This is a genomic window from Massilia sp. IC2-476 (genome assembly GCF_020707295.1).
Taxonomy (GTDB): Bacteria; Pseudomonadota; Gammaproteobacteria; order Burkholderiales; family Burkholderiaceae_D; genus Telluria.
Genome location: NZ_JAJFER010000004.1, coordinates 412224 through 427944 on the forward strand (window position 1 = coordinate 412224; position 15721 = coordinate 427944).

The following is a 15721-nucleotide window of genomic DNA, read 5'->3' on the forward strand; positions in this document are numbered from 1 at the left end:
AAGACAATGGCACGAGTAGCATTGGTGACGGGCGGCATGGGCGGCCTGGGCGAGGCGGTGTGCATCAAGCTGGCCGCTTTGGGATACAAGGTCGTCACGACGTATTCGCCGGGTAACAAGAAGGCCGACGGCTGGCTGGCCCAGATGAAAGAGCAGGGCTTTGACTTCCGGGCCTATCCCTGCGACGTGTCCGACTACGATTCGGCCCAGGCCTGCGTGCGCCAGGTCGAGCAGGAAGTCGGCCCGGTCGACGTGCTGGTCAACAACGCCGGCATCACCCGCGACATGACCTTCAAGAAGATGGACAAGCCGAACTGGGACGCGGTGATGAAGACCAACCTCGACTCCGTGTTCAACATGACCAAGCCGGTCTGCGACGGCATGGTCGAGCGCGGCTGGGGCCGGATCATCAACATTTCCTCGGTCAACGGCCAGAAGGGCGCCTTCGGCCAGACCAACTACTCGGCGGCCAAGGCCGGCATGCACGGCTTCACCAAGGCCCTGGCCTATGAAGTGGCACGCAAGGGCGTGACCGTCAACACCATCTCGCCAGGCTACATCGGCACCAAGATGGTGATGGACATCCCGAGCGAAGTGCTGGAAACCAAGATCATCCCGCAAATCCCGATGGGCCGCCTGGGCAAGCCGGAAGAAGTCGCCGGCCTGGTCGCTTACCTGTCGTCCGAAGAAGCGGCGTTCGTGACCGGCGCGAATATCGCGATCAATGGCGGCCAGCATATGCAGTAATGCCGAGGTCGTGACGTAAGGGAAGGCACCGCTGCGGCGGTGCTTTTTTTTCGCCTCGCCCAGCCTCGGTACAATAGCCGCAACGACTTTTAACCAGTGACCGCCATGCACACTCTGCCCCGCGACGGCCTCGCCCTGTCCAGCCTCGACGAACACCTGCTCCTGCCCGGCACCAAGGGCTTGCCGATCACCGAACCGTTGCGCCAGGGTGCGGTCGGCCTGCAGGGCTGGAATGTGCTGCGCGGCGACACCTCCTTCCCGGTGGCTGTGCTGAAGACGTCGGCACTGCAGCACAATCTGGCCTGGATGAAGGCTTTCTGCGAGCGCCACGGCGCCACCCTGGCGCCGCATGGCAAAACCACCATGAGTCCGCAGCTGTTCGCGGCCCAGCTGGCCAATGGCGCCTGGGGCATCACCCTGGCCAGCGCCACCCAGGTCCAGGTTGCCTACCGCTTCAACGTGCGCCGCGTGCTGCTGGCGAACCAGCTGGTGGCGCGCGCCGACATCGCCGCCGTGCTGGCGCTGCTGCACGAGGATCCGGATTTCGAGTGCTTCGTGCTGGCCGACTCCCTGGCCGGTGTCGCGCGACTGTCGGAAGCGGCGGGCGCACGCGGCCTGGCGCGTCCGTTGCCGGTGCTGGTGGAACTCGGCCTGGCCGGCAAGCGCGCCGGCTGCCGCACCGCCAGGGAAGCGCTCGACGTGGCGCGCGCTGTCGCGGGTGCCGACGGCCTGGTGCTGGCCGGTTTCGAAGGCTACGAAGGCCTGCTCGTCAGCCAGGACCGCGAGGCCGACCTGCGCGCCGTGCGCGCCTTCCTGGCCGAGCTGGTGGACCTGGTCGAAACGGCCGACGGCGAAGGCCTGTTCGGCAGCGCCGAGATCCTGCTGTCGGCCGGGGGCTCCTCGTACTTCGATCTGGTGGCGCGCGGCTTTGCCGGCGTGGACAGCCTGTCGCGCCCGGTGCGCGCCGTGCTGCGCAGCGGCTGCTATCTGACCAGCGACCATGGCTCATACAAGCGCCTGCTGGCCCAGCTGGACGCGCGCGAAGCCCATGGCGAGGGCCTGCGCCCGGCGCTGGAGGTGTGGAGCACGGTGCAGTCGCGCCCCGAACCGGGCCTCGCCATCCTCACCATGGGCAAGCGCGACGCATCCTATGACGAAGCGCTGCCGATGCCGCTATTCACCCACCGTCCGGGCGCGGCGGGGCTACCGAACGAACTGCCGCCCGGCTGCGAGATCGTCAAGATGAACGACCAGCATGCCTACCTGTCGCTGCCCGAGGGAGACATCCGCGACTCCCTGCGCGTGGGCGACCTGGTCGGCTGCGGCATTTCGCATCCCTGCACCACCTTCGACAAGTGGCAGGTCCTGCTGGCGGTGGACGACGCCTACAACGTGCGCGAGGCGCTCAACACCTTCTTCTGAAACGCCGTGGCGGTAGGCTACAATCGGCTGTCACCCGCCGAAAGAGAACCATGCCTGCCACGCCGCCGTCCCTGTTCCCGCCGATCCAGCCCATCCGCCACGGCATGCTCGCCGTCGACGAATTGCACACGATCTACTGGGAAGAAGTCGGCAACCCCAACGGCATTCCGGTGCTGTTCCTGCATGGCGGGCCGGGCGCCGGCCTGTCGCCCCAGCACCGGCGCTTCTTCGACCCCAGCGCCTACCGCGTGATCCTGTTCGACCAGCGCGGCGCCGGCAAGTCCACGCCGCTGGGCGAGTGGCGCAACAACACCACGCAGCTCCTCATCGACGATGTCGAACGCCTGCGCCAGATGTTCGGCATCCGGCAATGGCTGGTCTTCGGCGGTTCCTGGGGCTCGACGCTGGCGCTGGCCTACGGCCAGTCCCACCCCGAACGCTGCCTCGGCTTCGTGCTGCGCGGGATCTTCCTGTGCACGAAGGCGGAAGTCGACTGGTTCATCAATGGTGTGAAGTGGTTCTACCCCGAGCTGTACGAAGACTTCGTGGCCCCGATTCCGCAGGAAGAGCGCGGCGACCTGCTCAAGGCCTATGCAGAGCGCCTGCTGTGCGGCGATCCCGAGGTCTACTGGCCGGCCGCGCGCGCCTGGAGCCGCTTCGAAGGCCGCCGCGTGTTTCTGCTGCCGCAGCCGGAAGAAGCCTCGTCCGACGCGCTCGACCTGGGCGTGGGCCGCCTCGAGTCGCACTACATGCTGCACGGCGCCTTCCTGGAAGAGGACCAGCTGGTGCGCGACATCGGACGCATCGCCCACCTGCCGGCGGTCATCGTGCAGGGCCGCTACGATGTGATCTGCCCGCCGCTGTCGGCCTGGCGCCTGCACCAGGCCTGGCCGGGGGCGAAGCTGCACATGATTCCGGACGGCGGCCACGGCGCCCTCGAGACCGGCATCGCCCGGGCGCTGGTGAACGCCACCGAGCAGTTCAAGCGCCACAGCCGCTTTGATTGACAGGCGCGGGGTGCCAGTCGCGCGCCGCGGCTGCTACACTATGCTCAAACCTACAACAACATTGCGCTTCCCATGAATATCCAGATCAGCGACATCGGCCACGTCATCCAGCTGGCGATCGCGCCGGTCTTCCTGCTGACTGGCGTGGCGACCAAACTGACCGTGCTGACCAACCGGCTGGCGCGCATCATCGACCGCACCCGGGTGCTCGAAGACCGCCTCAAGGTCCGCCCCAGCAATGAGGAATCGGCCGAACTCGAAACCCTCTACACCCGCTCGCACCTGATCAACACCGCGATCACTTCCAGCACCGGCTGCGGCCTGATGGTCTGCCTGGTGATTGCGATGCTGTTCCTGGGCGATACCACCAACCTGCCGCTGGACCAGTACATCGCCGGCCTCTTCGTGTTCGCGATGGTCGGCCTGATCAGCAGCTTCGTCTACTTCCTGCGCGAGATCTTCATCGCCTCGCGCTTCATGCGCATGCAGCATACGCTGTCCCTGCAACAGCCACGCCAGAGCGCACCCACCGAATGATCGAGTACAGCATGCACGACTATCAACGCCCCCCGACCCTCCACCGCTACGCACCGCATGCCGAACTGGAAGCCGCGCTGCGCGGCCAGTTCCGCCTGGTGCCCGCCGGCTTCTTCCTGACCGTGTCGTTTTCGACCGTATGGGACAAGCGCCTGTTCGACGTGCTCGGCCCGGCCGACAGCTGCCTGGTGATCCACAACACCGAACTATTCGGCGAACGCCTGCACCGCGCGGTGCAGCGTACCCTGCCTGACTGGGCCGGCATCGACGGTCCGGTGGAATACGGCGTGCGCTCGCGCCTGGGCGCGGCCTTTACCAAGGGCGCCGGCCAGGCCCAGGAAAAGGAATGGCAGTTCGCCTGGCGGTCGATGTCGCCGGATGCGATCCTGCGCCCGGTCACGGTCAACATCGGCAGCATCGAAGCTTTCGCCGAACTGCGCGACCGCGAAAGCCACCTGGCCTGAGGTCGAATTGGAAGTTTAGAAACACGCCTCCACGAAATCACGGTGTAATGCCGTGATGACGTCCACCACTTATCCCCATCTCCTCGCCCCGCTCGACCTCGGTTTCACCACGCTGAAGAACCGCGTGATCATGGGCTCGATGCACACCGGTCTCGAAGACCGCTTCTACAACTACGGCAAGCTGGCCGCGTTCTACCGCGAACGCGCGCGGGGCGGCGCCGGCCTGATCGTCACCGGCGGCATCTCGCCCAACCGCCAGGGCTGGCTGCTGCCCTTCGGTGGCACCCTGAATGTCATCGGCGACGTACCCAACCACCGGCGCGTCACCCGTGCCGTGCACGAAGAGGGCGGCAAGATCCTGCTGCAGATCCTGCACGCTGGGCGTTACGGCTACCAGCCTTTCGTGGTCTCCGCCTCCGCGCTGAAGTCGCCGATCTCGAAGTTCAAGCCGAAGGCGCTGGACGCCGCCGGTATCGAGGCCACCATCGCCGCTTATGCGCGCTGCGCGAAGCTGGCGAAGATGGCCGGCTACGACGGCGTTGAAATCATGGGCAGCGAAGGCTATTTGCTGAACCAGTTCCTGTGCGCGCGCACCAACAAGCGCACGGACGACTGGGGCGGCCCGATCGAGAACCGCATGCGCCTGGCGCTCGAGGTGGTGCGCCGCATCCGTGCCGCGGTTGGCCCCGACTTCATCCTGATGTACCGCCATTCGGTGCTCGACCTGGTCGAAGGCGGCAATACGTGGAACGAAGTGGTGGCGGTGGCCAGGGCCCTCGAGGCCGCCGGCGTCACGATCCTGAACACCGGCTACGGCTGGCACGAGGCGCGCGTGCCCACCATCGTTACCTCGGTGCCGCGCGCCGCCTTTGCGCAGGTGGCGGCGCGCCTGCGCAGCGAAGTCCGCATCCCCGTGGTCGCCTCGAACCGCATCAACATGCCGCAGGACGCCGAAGCGCTGCTGGCGCAGGGCAGCGCCGACCTGGTGTCGATGGCGCGGCCCTTCCTGGCCGATCCCGACTGGGTCGCCAAGGCGGCCGAAGGCCGCGTCGACGAAATCAACACCTGCATCGCCTGCAACCAGGCCTGCCTCGACCACACCTTCTCCAACAAGCGGGCCAGCTGCCTGGTCAATCCGCGCGCCTGCCACGAGACCGAACTGGTGTACCGCAAGACGGCCAGAGGGCGCCGCGTGGCCGTGGTCGGCGCCGGCCCGGCCGGGCTGTCGGCAGCCACCGTGGCGGCCGAGTGCGGCCACCAGGTCACCCTGTTCGATGCCCTTGACCACATCGGCGGCCAGTTCAACGTGGCCATGCGCGTGCCGGGCAAGGAGGAATTCGCCGAGACCATCCGCTACTTCGGCCGCAAGCTGGCGCTCACTAATGTGGACGTGCGCCTGGGCCGCCGGGTGAGCCGCGACGAGCTGCTCGCCGGCGGCTACGACGACGTGATCGTCGCTACCGGTATCAAGGTGCGCAAGCCAGGCATTCCCGGCATCGAGCACCCGAAGGTGCTGAGCTACCTCGACGTACTGCGCGAAGGGAAACCCGTGGGCCGGCGCGTGGCCATCATCGGCGCCGGCGGGATCGGCTTCGACATGGGCGAATTCCTGGTGCACGACCCGGCCGTGCCGCTGCCGGTGCCGGCCGCGCACTGGATGGCGGAGTGGGGCGTCGATCCTGCGTCAAGCACGCCGGGCGGCCTGGTGGCGCCGGCAAGGCCCCATCCGCCGCGCGAAGTCTGGCTCCTGCAGCGCAAGACTACCCGTCCGGGCGCGGGCCTGGGCAAGACCTCGGGCTGGGTGCACCGCGCGACCCTGGTGCGCAACGGCGTGCAGATGCTGGCGGGCGTGCAGTATGAGCGCATCGACGACGCGGGACTGCACATCACCGTTGGCGGTGAGGCGCGCGTGCTGGAGGTGGACAACGTGGTGATCTGTGCGGGGCAGGAGAGCCTGGCGGAGCTGATGCCGGCGGAAGGCACGACCGGCGGACCGCGTTTCCACAAGATCGGCGGGGCGGCGCTGGCGGCGGAGCTGGATGCGAAGCGGGCGATCCGGGAGGGCGCCGAATTGGCTGCGCGCTTGTGATCGACACTCTGCTGCGTGGGCAGCGCTGCCGCCCACGCAGTCAAGCTTACTTCTTGCGAACGACCACGCAGCCGATCGAGTAACCGGCGCCGAAGGAGCAGATCACTCCGTTCGCGCCGCTCGGCAGGTCATCCTGGTACTTGTGGAACGCAATGATCGACCCTGCCGACGAGGTGTTGGCGTAGGTGTCGAGAATCACCGGCGCCTCGCTCGGCTCCGCGTCGCGGCCTAGCAGGGTGCGGGCGATCAGCTGGTTCATGTTCAGGTTGGCCTGGTGCAGCCAGTAGCGCGACACATCCTTGATCTCCAGGCCCGCGTTCTTCACGGTGTCGGCGATCGTCTCGGCCGCCATCGGGCACACCTCCTTGAACACCTTGCGGCCCTGCTGGCGGAACAGCTTGTCCGGCGCGCCGATGCCGGCTTCGTCGAAGCGGTTCATGAAGCCGAAGTTGTTGCGGATGTTGTTCGAGAACTTCGTCTTGAGCTTGCTGTCCAGGATTTCCCACTGGTGGCGGCTGGTCGCAGTATCCGCTGCTTCCACGATCACGGCGGTGCAGGCGTCGCCGAAGATGAAGTGGCTGTCGCGGTCGCGGAAGTTCAGGTGGCCGCTGGTGATCTCCGGGTTCAGCATCAGGACCGCACGGGCGCGGCCGCTGCGCACCGCGTCGACCGCGGTCTGGATGCCGAAGGTGGCCGAGGAGCAGGCCACGTTCATGTCGAAGCCGAAGCCTTCGATGCCCAGCGCATCCTGCACCTCGACCGCCATCGCCGGGTAAGGGCGCTGCATGTTCGAGCAGGCCACCAGCACCATGTCGATATCCGACGCCTGCTTGCCGGCGCGGTCCAGTGCTTCGCGCGCGGCGGCCACGCACATCTCGGCCTGCAGCGACACCTGTTCGTCGGCGCGTTCCGGGATGCGGGCCGTCATGTGGGTCGGGTCGAGCACGCCTTCCTTTTCCATCACGTAGCGCGACTTGATGCCGGAGGCTTTTTCGATAAAGGCGCTGCTCGAGTGCTCCAGCGCGGTGGTTTCGCCGGCGGCGATCGCGGCGGCGTGCTCCTGGTTGTACAGGTCGACGTAGGCGTTGTAAGCCGTTACCAGCTCATCGTTGGAGATGGAATACGGCGGCGTAAACAGGCCAGTGCCGCTGATCACGACAGGTTTCATATTGGGGACTTTCAAAGACATTAACCGAGGTTTCCCGAGAGATGCGGCGATTCTACACGCTCATGCCGGGGCTGGGAATTGGCGGAAATGACAAGCTTGACCTGCGTGCAAGGAGCTCAGTGCTCCTGCTGCGCCAGCGTCGTCGCGGTGGGGACGGCGCGCCTGGACAGCTGCACCTTCTCACCCTTCAGGTGGCGCAGGGCCTGGGCCAGCTGGAAGTCGTCGGCGCTGCCGTAATCGACCGGTTTACGCGCGCGCGCGTCGGCCCACAGGCGCATCTGCTCCTCGATGTCTTCCTGGCGCGTGGCGGCTTCCTTCTCGCGGTCGTTGGACAGGTGCCGATCGAGGTCGGCTTCGCGCATACGTAAAGCGTTGAAGCCGTCGCCGTCGGCCGTTTCGTCGACCGGGAAGTCGGGCAGGATGCCGCGCGCCTGGATCGAGCGCCCGGCCGGGGTGTAGTAGCGCGCGGTGGTCAGCTTGACCGCAGCGTCGTGGCCGATCGGGCGGATGGTCTGCACCGAGCCCTTGCCGAAGGTCTGGCTGCCCAGGATGGCGGCGCGCCTGTAATCCTGCAGGGCGCCGGCCACGATCTCGGAAGCCGAGGCCGAGCCGGTGTTCACCAGCACCACCATCGGCAGCTTCTTGAAGGCCGGCGGCAGGCTGGCCAGCGGATCGGCGCCGCTGCGCAGCATGTAGAACTCGGGACGGGCGTAGAAGCGCTGGCGCGAGTCGGGCAGCTGGCCGTTGGTCGAGACGATCTCGGCATCCTTGGGCAGGAAGGCCGCGGCCACGCCGATCGCGCCCTGCAGCAGGCCGCCGGGGTCGTTGCGCAGGTCGAGCACCAGGCCCTTCATGTCCGGGTTGTCGCGGTACAGCGCCTGCAGCCTGGCCGCCATGTCGTCCACGGTCGGCTCCTGGAACTGGGCGATGCGCAGCCAGGCATAGCCCGGCTCCACCATCTTCGCCTTGACGCTTTTCTGGACGATTTCGCCGCGCGCGATGGTAAAGCGCAGCGGTTCGGGACTGTCCTTGCGCGCGATGGTGAGGGTGACTTTGCTGCCCGGTTCGCCGCGCATGCGCTTGATCGCTTCGTCGATCGGCAGGCCCTGCACCGGGTGGCCGTCGATGCGGGTGATCAGGTCGCCTTCCTTGATGCCGGCATGCCAGGCCGGGGAATCCTCGATCGGGGCGACGATCTCCACATAGCCTTCTTCGCTCTCGGAGATCTCGATGCCGAGGCCAACGAAGCGTCCCTCGGTGCCTTCGCGCAGCTCGCGGTAGGCGCGCGGGTCGAGGTAGGCCGAGTGCGGGTCGAGCGAAGCCACCATGCCGGAAATCGCTTCCGACAGCAGGGCCCGGTCCTCGACCGGCTCGACGTAGGTGGACTTGATGACGCCATAGACATCGGCCAGCTGGCGCAGCTCGGCCAGCGGCATGCCGGCCTCGACCGGTTTCTGGGCCAGCGCCGAAAACTGCATGGTGGCCGCAACCCCGGCAACGACGCCCAGGCCGACGAGACAGGAATTCTTGAAAGTGGAGCCCATGGTTCACCCGATGTGAGCGCTGGCCTTGGTGCCGTGCAGCACGCATGAGGTAGCGCAAGTCCAGTATAAACCCGAACACGGAGGGCTGCTCCGAAGCAGGCCAAACCATGCGCTCATGCATACATGACAGCGGGTTTGTGTAAGCGCCCTGTTACGGATATGCCGGCTTGGTAAGCAATTGTAAGAGTCGAAGCGAACGCGAGGGTGGGAACCTATAGTGAATTCCAGTTTTTCTCTCTCCACTTTTTGAAGTGGTCTTTGCCCGCGGCCCCCTCCGCGGGCTTTTTTATTCCCGTCGATTCTACATTCCTGGTAGCAATACCGCCTCCCGCAGGCCGTCTTGTTGTGACGTACCAACACATGCATACGTGATATCGCCCTGTTTGCATGTATCGAAAAGTAAAAAAGCCCCCCGGGCCGTTGCTGCCCCTTGCGCACCCGCTAGAATGGGTGCAGCCCTATCGTCGAGGACGGTGGGCGGGATGTCAGGCAGAACATTATAAGAATGAAGAAATCGACTCTCTCGTCCGCGCGGCGCTGCCGGGCCGGACACCCGCGTTTTCCCGCCAACATGCAGCTGCGCGTGTTCGGCAATCACCTGCTGGCGCAGAACCACGACACAGCGCGTTTTATCACCGTGCCTGGGGTCTACACGGCAAGCCAGGCGCGTTATCACGCGCACTTCCTGAAGACCGGCCACAAGCCGGCCGCTTTTTCCCAACCCCAGCACCCCTAGCAATCGAGGACTATTTTCGTGAAGCGAATCCTTTTGAGCACCCTGACGCTGTCCCTGATGGCAGCCTTTGCGAATGCGGCCGACAAGGCGCCGACCCAGCCGGCCGGCGCGCCGGTGTCGGGCATCGACACCCAGTACATCGACACCAGCGTGCGCCCGCAGGACGATTTCTTCACCTACCTGAACGGCAAGTGGCTGAAAGAGACCGAGATCCCGAGCGACAAGGCAAGCTGGGGCACCTTCATGAAACTGCGCGACGACACCACGCCGCAGATCAAGTCCATCATCGAAGCCGCGCAGGCCGACAAGTCGGCCAAGACTGGCTCCGAAACCCAGAAGATCGGCGACCTGTACGCCAGCTACATGGATGAAGCGCGCCGCGAAGCCCTGGGCACCAAGCCGCTGTCCGGCGAGCTGCAGAAGATCCGCACCCTGAAGGACAAGAAGGGCCTGCCGAACCTGGTCGCGCACCTAGCGAAGATCGGCGTGTCGACCCCATACGGCATCTACGTCAGCCAGGACATGCGCAACTCGACCGAGCACGTCGTGTACATCTCGCAGAGCGGCCTGGGTCTGCCGGACCGCGACTACTACCTGAAGCAGGACGACGCCAAGCTGGCCGAAGTCCGCACCAAGTACCTGGCGCACGTCGAAAAGACCCTGGCGCTGGCGGGCGAGAAGGATGCCGCGGCCCAGGCCAAGGCCATCGTCGACTTCGAGACCGAACTGGCCAAGGTGCAGTGGACCCGCGTGGAAAACCGCGACCCGGTCAAGCGCTACAACAAGATGAGCGTGGCCGACCTGGGCAAGCTGGCTCCCGGCTACGACTGGAAGGCGGCGCTGGGCGCGGCCGGAATCGGCAACAAGGTCGACACCATCATCGTCAACCAGCCTAGCTACTTCAAGGGCCTGAACGAGGTGCTGGCCAAGACCGAGCTGTCGACCCTGAAGTCCTACTTCGAGTGGCAGCTGCTGCGCGAGTACTCGCCGCTGCTGTCGAAGGCATTCGTGGACCAGAGCTTCTCGTTCTATGGCACTGCGCTGTCGGGCGTGTCGGAGCAGGCCCCGCTGTGGAAGCGCGGCGTCGGCACGGTCGAGAGCGCGCTGGGCGAAGCGGTCGGCAAGCTGTACGTGAAGGAGCACTTCCCGGCCGAGCGCAAGGCGCGCATGGAAGAACTGGTGAAGAACCTGATTGTTGCGTATGGCCAGTCGATCGACAACCTGGAGTGGATGAGCCCGACCACCAAGAAGGAAGCCCGCGCCAAGCTGGCCAAGTTCACCCCGAAGATCGGCTATCCGGACAAGTGGCGCGACTACGCGAAGCTGTCCATCAAGCGTGACGACCTGGTCGGCAACGCGATGCGTACCGCGACCTTCAAGTACAACTACCAGCTGAACAAGCTGGGCAAGCCGGTCGACCGCACCGAATGGGGCATGACGCCGCAGACCGTGAACGCCTACTACCGCAGCACGACCAACGAGATCGTGTTCCCGGCCGCGATCCTGCAGCCGCCGTTCTTTGACATGCGCGCCGACGACGCGGTCAACTACGGCGCGATCGGCGCCGTGATCGGCCACGAAATCGGCCACGGCTTCGACGACAAGGGCAGCCAGTCGGACGGCGACGGCAACCTGCGCGACTGGTGGACCGACGCCGACCGCAGCGCCTTCAAGGCCCGCACCGACAAGCTGGTCAAGCAGTTCAACGGCTTCTCGCCGCTGCCTGGCTATAACGTCAACGGCGAACTGACCCTGGGCGAGAACATCGGCGACAACGCCGGCCTGTCGATCGCGTATAAAGCCTACAAGCTGTCGCTGCACGGCCAACCGGCCCCGGTGATCGACGGCCTGACCGGCGACCAACGCTTCTTCATGGGCTTCGGCCAGGTGTGGCGTTCGAAGATGCGCGAAGCGCAGCAGATCAACCAGGTCAAGACCGACCCGCACTCGCCGGGCCAGTTCCGCGCCAACGGCACCGTGATGAACATGCCGGAGTTCTACGAGGCCTTCGGCGTGAAACCAGGCGACAAGATGTACCTGGCGCCGCAGGACCGCGTGCTGATCTGGTAATCAGGCCTTGAAACGACGGGCCGGCGCTTCGCAGCGTCGGCCCGCTGCGCATATAACGACAATAACGACACTTAGAGAGAACCGCATGAAACGACGTCTAGTGAGCGCCGCGGCGCTGATCCTGGTCGCCTCGATGGCCCAGGCCGAATCCACCAAGAGCGCCACCGGCGCCGCCAAGGGCAAGGCCCTGTCCGCCGGCATCGCCCTCGAATACGTCGAGCCGGGCGTGCGCGCCCAGGACGACTTCTTCGAATACCTGAACGGCAAGTGGCTGAAAACCGTCGAGATCCCGGCCGACAAGTCGAGCTGGGGCGCCTTCCACAAGCTGCACGACGACACCCAGCCGCAACTGCGCGCCATCATCGAGAAGTCGGCCGCCACGAAGAACCCGCGCGCCGGCTCGGAAGAGCAGCTGATCGGCGATTTCTTCGCCAGCTACATGGACGAAGCGCGCCTCGAGAAGCTGGGCATCAGCCCGCTCAAGGGCGAACTGGCCGGCATCGCCGCCATCAAGGACAAGGCCGAACTGCCGGCCGCGTTTGCCCGCCTGGGCCGCCTGGGCGTGACCACGCCCTTCGGCTTCTACATCCACCAGGACGCCAAGGACTCGACCAAGTACGTGGCCGACCTGTACCAGGGCGGCCTGGGCATGCCGGACCGCGACTACTACCTGAAGCTGGACGACGCCAAGATGGCCGACATCCGCGCCAAGTACCAGCAGCACGTCGAGAAGATGCTGGCGCTGTCGGGCGACGCCAATGCCGCCGCCAACGCGAAAGCCGTCGTCGACCTGGAAACCGAACTGGCCAAGGTCCAGTGGACCAAGGTCGAGAACCGCGACCCGATCAAGACCTACAACAAGGTGGAAGTGGCCAAGCTGGCCGAGCTGGCGCCGGGCTACGCCTGGGACGCCTGGCTGAAGGAAGCCGGCATCGCCGGCAAGACCGACTACGTCATCGTCAGCCAGCCGAGCTACCTGAAGGGCATGGCCGAGATCGTGAACCGCGTGCCGCTCGAGACCTGGAAGGTCTATCTGCAGCTGCACACCGTGAACGGCTACGCCTCCTACCTGTCGAAGGCCTTCGTCGACCAGCGCTTCGCCTTCCACGGCACCACGCTGTCGGGCGCGCCGAAGCTGGAACCGCGCTGGAAGCGCGGCGTGTCGACCATCGAGGGCGCCATGGGCGACGCGGTGGGCAAGCTGTACGTCAAGGAGCACTTCCCGGCCGAGCGCAAGGCGCGCATGGAAGTCCTGGTGAAGAACCTGCTCGAGGCCTACCGCTCCTCGATCGACACCCTGGACTGGATGAGCCCCGCGACCAAGAAGGAAGCCCAGGCCAAGCTGGCCAAGTTCACCCCGAAGATCGGTTATCCGAACAAGTGGAAGGATTATTCCTCGCTGACCGTCAAGCGTGACGACCTGGTGGGCAACGTGATGCGTTCGCGCGTGGTCGAATACAACCGCGAGCTGAACAAGCTGGGCAAGCCGATCGACCGCGACGAATGGGGCATGACGCCGCAGACCGTCAACGCCTACTACAACCCGGAACTGAACGAGATCGTGTTCCCGGCCGCGATCCTGCAGCCGCCGTTCTTCGATGCGAAGGCCGACGACGCGGTCAACTACGGCGGCATCGGCGCCGTGATCGGCCACGAGATCAGCCACGGCTTCGACGACCAGGGCTCGCAGTACGACGGCGACGGCAACATGCGCAACTGGTGGACCGAGGAAGACGGCAAGCGCTTCGCCGAGAAGACCAAGGTGCTGATCAAGCAGTACGCCGGCTACAGCCCGTTGCCGGGCTATAACGTCAACGGCGAACTGACCCTGGGCGAGAACATCGGCGACAACTCGGGCCTGGCGATCGCCTACAAGGCCTACAAGCTGTCCCTGAATGGCAAGCCGGCGCCGGTGATCAAGGGCCTCACGGGCGACCAGCGCTTCTACATGGGCTGGGGCCAGGTGTGGCGCGCGAAGATGCGCGAGCCGGCCCAGATCAACCAGGTCAAGACCGACCCGCACTCGCCGGCCCAGTTCCGCGCCAACGGCACCCTGAAGAACCAGCCGGGCTTCTACGAAGCCTTCGGCGTGAAGCAGGGCGACAAGATGTACCTGGCGCCGCAGGACCGCGTGATCATCTGGTAATCGCGCGTCGCCTGGGGCGATAAAAAAACGGCCGCGATGCGAATCGCGGCCGTTTTTCTTTGTGCACCCGTACAGGGAGCGGAAATCAGCGTGCGACGCTGGAGTAGCTGCAGGATTTGGCCACGCCCGGCTTCGGGTCGCCGAAGACGGCGTCGGAGCACTTGACCGAATTGGTGACGATCATGGTCGCGTAGCTGCCGGCGGCGCCGTAGCGCACTTCGCGCGTGCCGGGAACGGTGCAGATGCCGTACTGGCTGGCGCAGGCGGTCCAGCTCGCGTCGGCCGGCGCCGCACCGGTGGTGGCGGCCACGGCGTAGCTGCAGGACTTGGCCGCACCCGGGGCCGGGTCGCCGAAGACCGAGTTGGCGCAGCGCACCGGACCGCTCACGGTCTTGGTGACGAAGGCGGTGGCGGTGCCGTAGCGCACTTCGCGGCTGCCGCTGAAGCTGCAGGTGCCCCATTCGGTGGCGCAGGTGACCCAGCTGGTCGGCGCCGGCGCCGTCGTCACGGATGCCGCCTCGTAGGCGCCGATGTCGAGCAGGCCTGCAGGGCGGGCTTCGCCGCCGGCCACGTGCTTGTACTGCGCGCCTGGGGCCAGCGCCACGCCGGCTGCCGACACGCCAGGGGCGGAACCGGCATCGATCACGAGCGCGTTCGCGGTCGGGCGCAGGTCGTAGGCGGCGCGGTTGACGAAGCCCGGCGCGGCAGCGCGGTAATTGGTCTTCTCGATGGCGCCGACCTGGTTGCTCAGGGTGCCAGTGCCACCGAAGATATTGTTCTGCAACAGGATCGGCTTGGTGACGCCGCTACCGACCAGCACGAAGTTGCCGCGCGAGCTGTCGTCGTTCAGGAAAGTGTTGTTGACGACGTAGAGGTCGTGCCCCGGATTGCTCGCGCCTTCTTCGCCGTAGGCGATCAGGTTCGGGTTGTTGTGCGCGGCCGGCTGCTGGATCACGTTGCCGATGATGTAGCTGGTGCCTGCGTTCGGCAGGTTGATCTCGTAGCTCGGCTTGCCGCTGCCGGCCTGGCCTTCCGGCAGGCTCGAGAAGCGGTTGTAGGCGATGGTGTTGACGCGTGCGCGCGACTTCAGGTTGTGGCCGACGTTGGCGTCGTGCGAATAGTTGTAGCGGAAGGTCAGGCTGCCGACGTTGCCGATGTACAGGTTGTGGGTGTAGCCGGTGCCGTAGCCGTTGCGCCCGAACTCGCTGTTCTCGATGAGGATGTTGCTGTTCAGGTTGACGCCGGTCAGGATGCCGTTCTCGTTGTCGTGCAGGTAGGACGAGCGCAGAGTGAAGTTGGTGCCCTCCAGGCGCAGGGCGGCGCCGTTCTGGTCGGGCACCTTCGCGCCGAACATTTCGACGTTTTCGATGACCACATTGTCACCAACCACCACCCAGATGGCCTTGCCCATCGAATTTTGGCCAGCCGCATCGATCTTCGGGCGGCCATTCACGCCGCGGATGGTCAGGTTGCTGGCATAGATGCCGCAGACGTCGCCGCTATAGGTGGCGTTGCCCGCGATTTCGACAATGTCGCCGACCTTGGCGGCAGCGAACGCCTGGCATGGGCGGGCGTAGGTCTTGCCGGCGCCGACCGACAGGGTTGCGGCCGAGGCCGGCGCCAGGATGGTAGCGCACGCGAGTGCGAGCACGGTGCGGGTCAGGGTAAGGCAGGATGGACGCATCTGGTTCCTCGTATCATTTCGACTAGTAATTGTGTCTAAAATAAATTTCCGTGAGACACATTTCCACAGAGTATAGGATGCGAACAGGAAAATACGTAACCAATTGT

Annotated in this window: 12 protein-coding genes; 9 read left to right on the forward strand and 3 right to left on the reverse strand. The window is 65.5% G+C overall.

All coding sequences use genetic code 11. From position 1 onward, the window contains the following. Positions 1–6 precede the first annotated feature (6 nt). The 6 genes from LK539_RS13880 to LK539_RS13905 all read left to right on the forward strand — a co-directional run bounded on the left by LK539_RS13880 (position 7) and on the right by LK539_RS13905 (position 6266). The gene (locus LK539_RS13880) at positions 7–747 is read left to right on the forward strand and encodes a beta-ketoacyl-ACP reductase (RefSeq protein WP_227801542.1); all 741 of its coding nucleotides are present in this window, start codon (positions 7–9) and stop codon (positions 745–747) included. Positions 748–852: 105 nt separating this feature from the next. Then, entirely contained in the window at positions 853–2169 is a 1317-nt protein-coding gene (locus LK539_RS13885; protein ID WP_227801543.1) for an amino acid deaminase, read from the forward strand. 50 nt (positions 2170–2219) lie between these two features. Beyond that, positions 2220–3176 (forward strand): prolyl aminopeptidase, encoded by a 957-nt coding sequence (pip, locus tag LK539_RS13890; RefSeq protein WP_227801544.1) that lies wholly within the window; start codon positions 2220–2222, stop codon positions 3174–3176. A gap of 72 nt (positions 3177–3248) precedes the next feature. Continuing rightward, on the forward strand, positions 3249–3713 hold the full coding sequence (locus LK539_RS13895) for a DUF2721 domain-containing protein (protein WP_227801545.1): 465 nt from the start codon (positions 3249–3251) through the stop codon (positions 3711–3713). 11 nt (positions 3714–3724) lie between these two features. Further along, a complete protein-coding gene (locus LK539_RS13900; RefSeq protein WP_227801546.1) occupies positions 3725–4177 on the forward strand; it encodes a hypothetical protein in 453 nt (150 codons plus the stop codon). Between the two features lie 55 nt (positions 4178–4232). Continuing rightward, on the forward strand, positions 4233–6266 hold the full coding sequence (locus LK539_RS13905) for an NADPH-dependent 2,4-dienoyl-CoA reductase (protein WP_227801547.1): 2034 nt from the start codon (positions 4233–4235) through the stop codon (positions 6264–6266). Between the two features lie 46 nt (positions 6267–6312). Here LK539_RS13905 and LK539_RS13910 read toward each other — a convergent pair whose 3' ends face one another. Next, positions 6313–7434: a beta-ketoacyl-ACP synthase III gene (locus tag LK539_RS13910; RefSeq protein ID WP_227801548.1), complete on the reverse strand. Its 1122-nt coding sequence runs from the start codon at positions 7432–7434 to the stop codon at positions 6313–6315. 116 nt (positions 7435–7550) lie between these two features. Continuing rightward, positions 7551–8978, reverse strand: a complete 1428-nt coding sequence (locus tag LK539_RS13915; protein ID WP_227801549.1) for a S41 family peptidase — start codon at positions 8976–8978, stop codon at positions 7551–7553. 505 nt (positions 8979–9483) lie between these two features. Here LK539_RS13915 and LK539_RS13920 point away from each other — a divergent pair. The 3 genes from LK539_RS13920 (at position 9484) to LK539_RS13930 (ending at position 13930) form a co-directional block, all read left to right on the forward strand. Continuing rightward, the gene (locus tag LK539_RS13920) at positions 9484–9714 is read left to right on the forward strand and encodes a hypothetical protein (RefSeq protein WP_227801551.1); all 231 of its coding nucleotides are present in this window, start codon (positions 9484–9486) and stop codon (positions 9712–9714) included. Positions 9715–9771: 57 nt separating this feature from the next. Further along, a complete protein-coding gene (locus tag LK539_RS13925) occupies positions 9772–11784 on the forward strand; it encodes a M13 family metallopeptidase (RefSeq protein WP_227801637.1) in 2013 nt (670 codons plus the stop codon). An 85-nt stretch (positions 11785–11869) separates the two neighbouring features. Further along, positions 11870–13930, forward strand: a complete 2061-nt coding sequence (locus LK539_RS13930; protein ID WP_307728913.1) for a M13-type metalloendopeptidase — start codon at positions 11870–11872, stop codon at positions 13928–13930. An 85-nt stretch (positions 13931–14015) separates the two neighbouring features. Here LK539_RS13930 and LK539_RS13935 read toward each other — a convergent pair whose 3' ends face one another. Then, on the reverse strand, positions 14016–15614 hold the full coding sequence (locus LK539_RS13935; protein WP_227801552.1) for a right-handed parallel beta-helix repeat-containing protein: 1599 nt from the start codon (positions 15612–15614) through the stop codon (positions 14016–14018). Positions 15615–15721: the final 107 nt, after the last annotated feature.

What these genes read in the sequence shown, in the direction of transcription:
- LK539_RS13880 (WP_227801542.1), top strand. Translation starts at nt 7, where the DNA reads ATGGCACGAGTAGCATTGGTGACGGGCGGCATGGGCGGCCTGGGCGAG.
- LK539_RS13885 (WP_227801543.1), top strand. Translation starts at nt 853, where the DNA reads ATGCACACTCTGCCCCGCGACGGCCTCGCCCTGTCCAGCCTCGACGAA.
- pip (WP_227801544.1), top strand. Translation starts at nt 2,220, where the DNA reads ATGCCTGCCACGCCGCCGTCCCTGTTCCCGCCGATCCAGCCCATCCGC.
- LK539_RS13895 (WP_227801545.1), top strand. Translation starts at nt 3,249, where the DNA reads ATGAATATCCAGATCAGCGACATCGGCCACGTCATCCAGCTGGCGATC.
- LK539_RS13900 (WP_227801546.1), top strand. Translation starts at nt 3,725, where the DNA reads ATGCACGACTATCAACGCCCCCCGACCCTCCACCGCTACGCACCGCAT.
- LK539_RS13905 (WP_227801547.1), top strand. Translation starts at nt 4,233, where the DNA reads ATGACGTCCACCACTTATCCCCATCTCCTCGCCCCGCTCGACCTCGGT.
- LK539_RS13910 (WP_227801548.1), bottom strand. Translation starts at nt 7,434, where the DNA reads ATGAAACCTGTCGTGATCAGCGGCACTGGCCTGTTTACGCCGCCGTAT.
- LK539_RS13915 (WP_227801549.1), bottom strand. Translation starts at nt 8,978, where the DNA reads ATGGGCTCCACTTTCAAGAATTCCTGTCTCGTCGGCCTGGGCGTCGTT.
- LK539_RS13920 (WP_227801551.1), top strand. Translation starts at nt 9,484, where the DNA reads ATGAAGAAATCGACTCTCTCGTCCGCGCGGCGCTGCCGGGCCGGACAC.
- LK539_RS13925 (WP_227801637.1), top strand. Translation starts at nt 9,772, where the DNA reads ATGGCAGCCTTTGCGAATGCGGCCGACAAGGCGCCGACCCAGCCGGCC.
- LK539_RS13930 (WP_307728913.1), top strand. Translation starts at nt 11,870, where the DNA reads ATGAAACGACGTCTAGTGAGCGCCGCGGCGCTGATCCTGGTCGCCTCG.
- LK539_RS13935 (WP_227801552.1), bottom strand. Translation starts at nt 15,614, where the DNA reads ATGCGTCCATCCTGCCTTACCCTGACCCGCACCGTGCTCGCACTCGCG.